The organism is Candidatus Obscuribacterales bacterium (genome assembly GCA_036703605.1).
Lineage (GTDB): Bacteria > Cyanobacteriota > Cyanobacteriia > RECH01 > RECH01 > RECH01.
This window is the reverse complement of sequence record DATNRH010000958.1, coordinates 1-3,632: the sequence shown is the minus strand read 5'-3', so window position 1 is coordinate 3,632 and position 3,632 is coordinate 1. Positions and strand designations below refer to the sequence as shown.

Sequence of the window (3,632 nt, the reverse complement as noted above, 5' to 3'; positions counted from 1 at the left end):
AAAACGTATTCAACTGGCTCAACGGTTTTTTAGAACCGATGAGATCTTTGCCTGCTTGATTGTTCTAGGGCTGATTGGTTTTATCTTAGACTTATCGTTTCGGGCAATTCTGCGCCTGTCCTGTAAATGGGCGGTTGATTAATCTAGGGATATCTATACATCTATTGTTCCTTTACCCTAACGTTCCTATGCACCTTGAAGTCTCCAGTGTTTATAAACAATTTGACACCCGTAATGGCCCGCTTGTCGCCCTCAAGGATATTAACCTGCATGTGGAAACTGGCGAATTTGTCTGTGCCGTCGGCGCTTCAGGCTCTGGAAAGTCTACCCTACTGCGTCTGGTTGCTGGATTAGATGCGCCCACAGGGGGCGAGATTACCGTAGACGGCGCTCAAGTGGTGGGGCCAGGCAGCGATCGCGGCATGGTGTTTCAAAGCTATACGCTTTATCCTTGGATGAACGTGCAGCAAAACGCCGAGTTTGGTCTGAAACTGCAGGGTATTTCCAAAACCGAGCGGCGACAGCGGGCCAGCGAATATCTGGACGTGGTTGGTCTCAGCAAATTTGCCCGTGCCTTACCCAAGGAACTATCGGGCGGCATGAAGCAACGGGTGGCGATCGCCCGAGCCTTGGCGAATCAGCCTAAGATCTTACTCATGGATGAACCTTTTGGGGCACTGGATGTGCAAACTAAGGAAACCATGCAGCTCTTCTTGCTCGACCTGTGGCGACGTACCGGCACCACGATTTTGATGATTACCCACGATGTTGAAGAAGCCGTCTTCCTATCCCAACGTATTTACGTGATGACGGCTCGCCCGGGCCGCATCCAGAAAGAAGTGCTTGTGGATCTGACGGGCGATCGCACCTATGACACGAAGCGCAAGCCCCAGTTCCAGGACTACAAACACGACATTATGGATATCCTGCGGGGCAAACCTGACGAAGCTCTGATTGCTTAGAACACCTGTGACCTATGATTGCTAACCTACCTGACCTGCTCACCGTTGCTAACCCCGATGCCTATTTTTTCCCAGGGCAACTCTACACCGACCCTGCGCTTTTACCCCTTGAACGAGAACGTATCTTTCGCCGTACTTGGCTCTATGCTGGCGATGCCGCTCAGCTTGCTCCCGGTCAGGTCTGGGTGAAAGAGGTTGCGGGTCTTAGTCTATTAATCGTGCGAGATAAGGATCATCAACTGCGAGCCTTCCATAACGTCTGTCCTCACCGCGCTTCTCCCCTTTGCACCCAATCTGGAATCCAGTCGCTCAAGCATATAATCTGTCCCTACCATGCCTGGGTCTATGGTCTAGATGGCAAGCTCATTGGCGCACCGTCCCACGATCGCTTCCCCGACACGTTCGATACACCAGATTTTCCCTTGGTTCCAGTGGCGATCGCCCTCTGGGATAATTTTATCTTCGTCTGCCTTTCTAAGCCACCCTGCGACTTAACAGATTTTCTTGGTGATATTCCCACAGCTCTGCAAGGCTATCGTCAGCCAACCACTGAATTAGTGATTCAGAAACAATATACCGTTGCCTGTAATTGGAAAAACTACCACGACAATACCCTCTGTGACTACCATGTAGCGATCGCTCACCGCCAAACTCTCAATAAGGTGCAGGGGCCTATTCGTCACTACGAACATTCCTTTGGGGACTACGTGAATTGTTTATATACCCCCACGACCCCTCGCTGGCGTGCCGACAATATTGTTCTGGAACATTTAAGCGATCGCAATCGATACGGCTTCCTCACGTTTGGCATGTTCCCCAATCTGCATTTACTGGCTTTTCCTAACGGTGTTCTTGCCTGGATTCAGATTGAACCTAATGGTGTGGAATCTTGTTGTGTCAACCTAGAGGTGTTTGCCATTCCCGGCTTTAGCACCCCCACGGAGATTCTGCTGAAAGACTTTGAGGACTTTATGCAAGAAGATATGGATCTCACTGAAGGGGTGCAAAAAGGTTATGCCAGTGGTGTCTATCAATCCGGCATGGCTAACCATCTGGAAGACCGGATTATTCATCAGCAAAAACTGATTCGTCAGCACTTGCTGAACGCCTAGGGACTGGCTATGGACTATCAGTACTTTGAACTTGGCGATCTGGAACTCCAATCAGGAGATATCTTACCCAATGCTAAACTTGCCTACGCTACCTATGGCACCTTGAGCGATCGCAAGGATAATGTGGTCCTATTCCCTACCTACTACACCGGCACCCACCGCAGCAACGCCGCTATCATCGGCGCTACCTGGGCCCTGAATCCCGATCGCTATTTCATCATTGTTCCCAATTTATTTGGCAATGGTCTATCATCGTCTCCTAGCAATACAGGTCTAGGCGGTGATTTTCCTCGGGTGTCGCTCTACGACAATGTGCGCTGTCAACATCGGCTCCTGTGGGAACAGTTTGGCATCGAAGCGATCGCCCTTGTTCTAGGTTGGTCGATGGGAGCTATGCAGGCTTACCACTGGGCAGCTCTCTATCCCGATCAGGTCAATACCATGCTCGCCATCTGTGGTGCTGCCAAAACCTCGCCCCACAATCAGGTTTTTCTGGCAGGTGTTCGCGCTGCCCTGACTGCCGATGGCACCTGGAATCATGGGTTTTATCAACAGCCCCCAGTGCAGGGACTGAAAGCCTTTGGTCGCGTCTATGCTGGCTGGGTCTACTCCCAAACGTTTTACCGCGAGGGGCTCTACAAAGAGTTGGGCTTCGATACCCTGGCGGATCTGCTGCGCTGGTGGGAGGACGACCATCTAGCTTGGGATGCCAATGATTTGCTGGCGATGATGGAGGCTTGGTACCACGGCGATATCAGCGATCATCCTCGCTATAATCAGAATTTTTCCGCTGCTTTAGGGGCGATCGCTGCTCGTTCGTTAATTATGCCTTGTGCGACGGATTTGTATTTCACACCGGAGGATAATGCGCTGGAGGTGGCGCAGATGCCTAATGCAGAACTGCGGGTGATTGATTCGGTTTGGGGGCATTATGCCGGTGGTCCTGGCCGAAATCGGGAGGCAACGGCGGTGATTGAAGCAGCGATTCGGGAGCTGCTCGAAGCTTAGGGTGTTGACTGTTTTGGGTGAATCTTGGAATCAATGGGAGAAGCGATCGCTTTCAGAATCAGGCTAATGTGTAGGAGCTATCGCCCTTGAGCAGGGGAAGGTACAGGAGCGATCGCCCTCAGGAACAGGCTGGCGTGTAGGAGCGATTGAGTTGTGCTGCATGGTTGAGAAACATGTTGTGCTCAACCAAGTATTACAGAAGTTGTCTAACGGTTGCGTTCAGCGGCTGCCAGAGTCTCGAACTCAGCACCAGCGGCTTCCTTCAGCCCGCTGCAACGCAATTGTTGGGCGGCTGTAACTAATATACCAATTAATTTACTGAACATAAGCTTCTAATCCTGGCACTATGACTTTTTCACGATCCATCTTTGAAACGTATTGATTACTGGGATCAAGAAAATTGACCAAATCAACAAGCGCGTTCCCAAGCAGACAACATCTTGCCAAGCAAAAATCTTCCTGTTCTTTAGAAACTGCTCTAGTCAGAATTTCTATTAGATCCTCAAAATCTTGTAGTGTTGAAAACACTGAATCGAACTTATCGTAAAAC

The 3,632-nt window shown here is 50.4% G+C and carries 4 protein-coding genes; 3 read left to right on the top strand and 1 reads right to left on the bottom strand.

All coding sequences use genetic code 11. The features are described 5' to 3' along the window. The first annotated feature begins 188 nt into the window (after window positions 1-188). From V6D20_19685 to V6D20_19675, 3 genes are read left to right on the top strand one after another with little or no spacing between them, the layout of a single operon-like run. The gene (locus tag V6D20_19685) at window positions 189-962 is read left to right on the top strand and encodes an ABC transporter ATP-binding protein (GenBank protein ID HEY9818006.1); all 774 of its coding nucleotides are present in this window, start codon (window positions 189-191) and stop codon (window positions 960-962) included. 14 nt (window positions 963-976) lie between these two features. Next, window positions 977-2,074 carry an aromatic ring-hydroxylating dioxygenase subunit alpha gene (locus V6D20_19680; GenBank protein HEY9818005.1) on the top strand — a complete coding sequence of 366 codons (1,098 nt, stop codon included), beginning with the start codon at window positions 977-979 and terminating at the stop codon, window positions 2,072-2,074. Window positions 2,075-2,083: 9 nt separating this feature from the next. Beyond that, window positions 2,084-3,082, top strand: a complete 999-nt coding sequence (locus V6D20_19675) for an alpha/beta fold hydrolase (GenBank protein ID HEY9818004.1) — start codon at window positions 2,084-2,086, stop codon at window positions 3,080-3,082. A 315-nt stretch (window positions 3,083-3,397) separates the two neighbouring features. On the opposite strand, the gene V6D20_19670 is transcribed toward V6D20_19675, so the two are convergent. Next, window positions 3,398-3,632, bottom strand: a 235-nt coding sequence (locus V6D20_19670) for a hypothetical protein (protein ID HEY9818003.1), incomplete at its 5' end; no start/stop codon positions are given.

Bases quoted from the DNA above. Each gene is read 5' to 3' on its own strand.
- V6D20_19685 (HEY9818006.1), top strand. From the start codon at position 189: ATGCACCTTGAAGTCTCCAGTGTTTATAAACAATTTGACACCCGTAAT.
- V6D20_19675 (HEY9818004.1), top strand. From the start codon at position 2,084: ATGGACTATCAGTACTTTGAACTTGGCGATCTGGAACTCCAATCAGGA.
- V6D20_19680 (HEY9818005.1), top strand. From the start codon at position 977: ATGATTGCTAACCTACCTGACCTGCTCACCGTTGCTAACCCCGATGCC.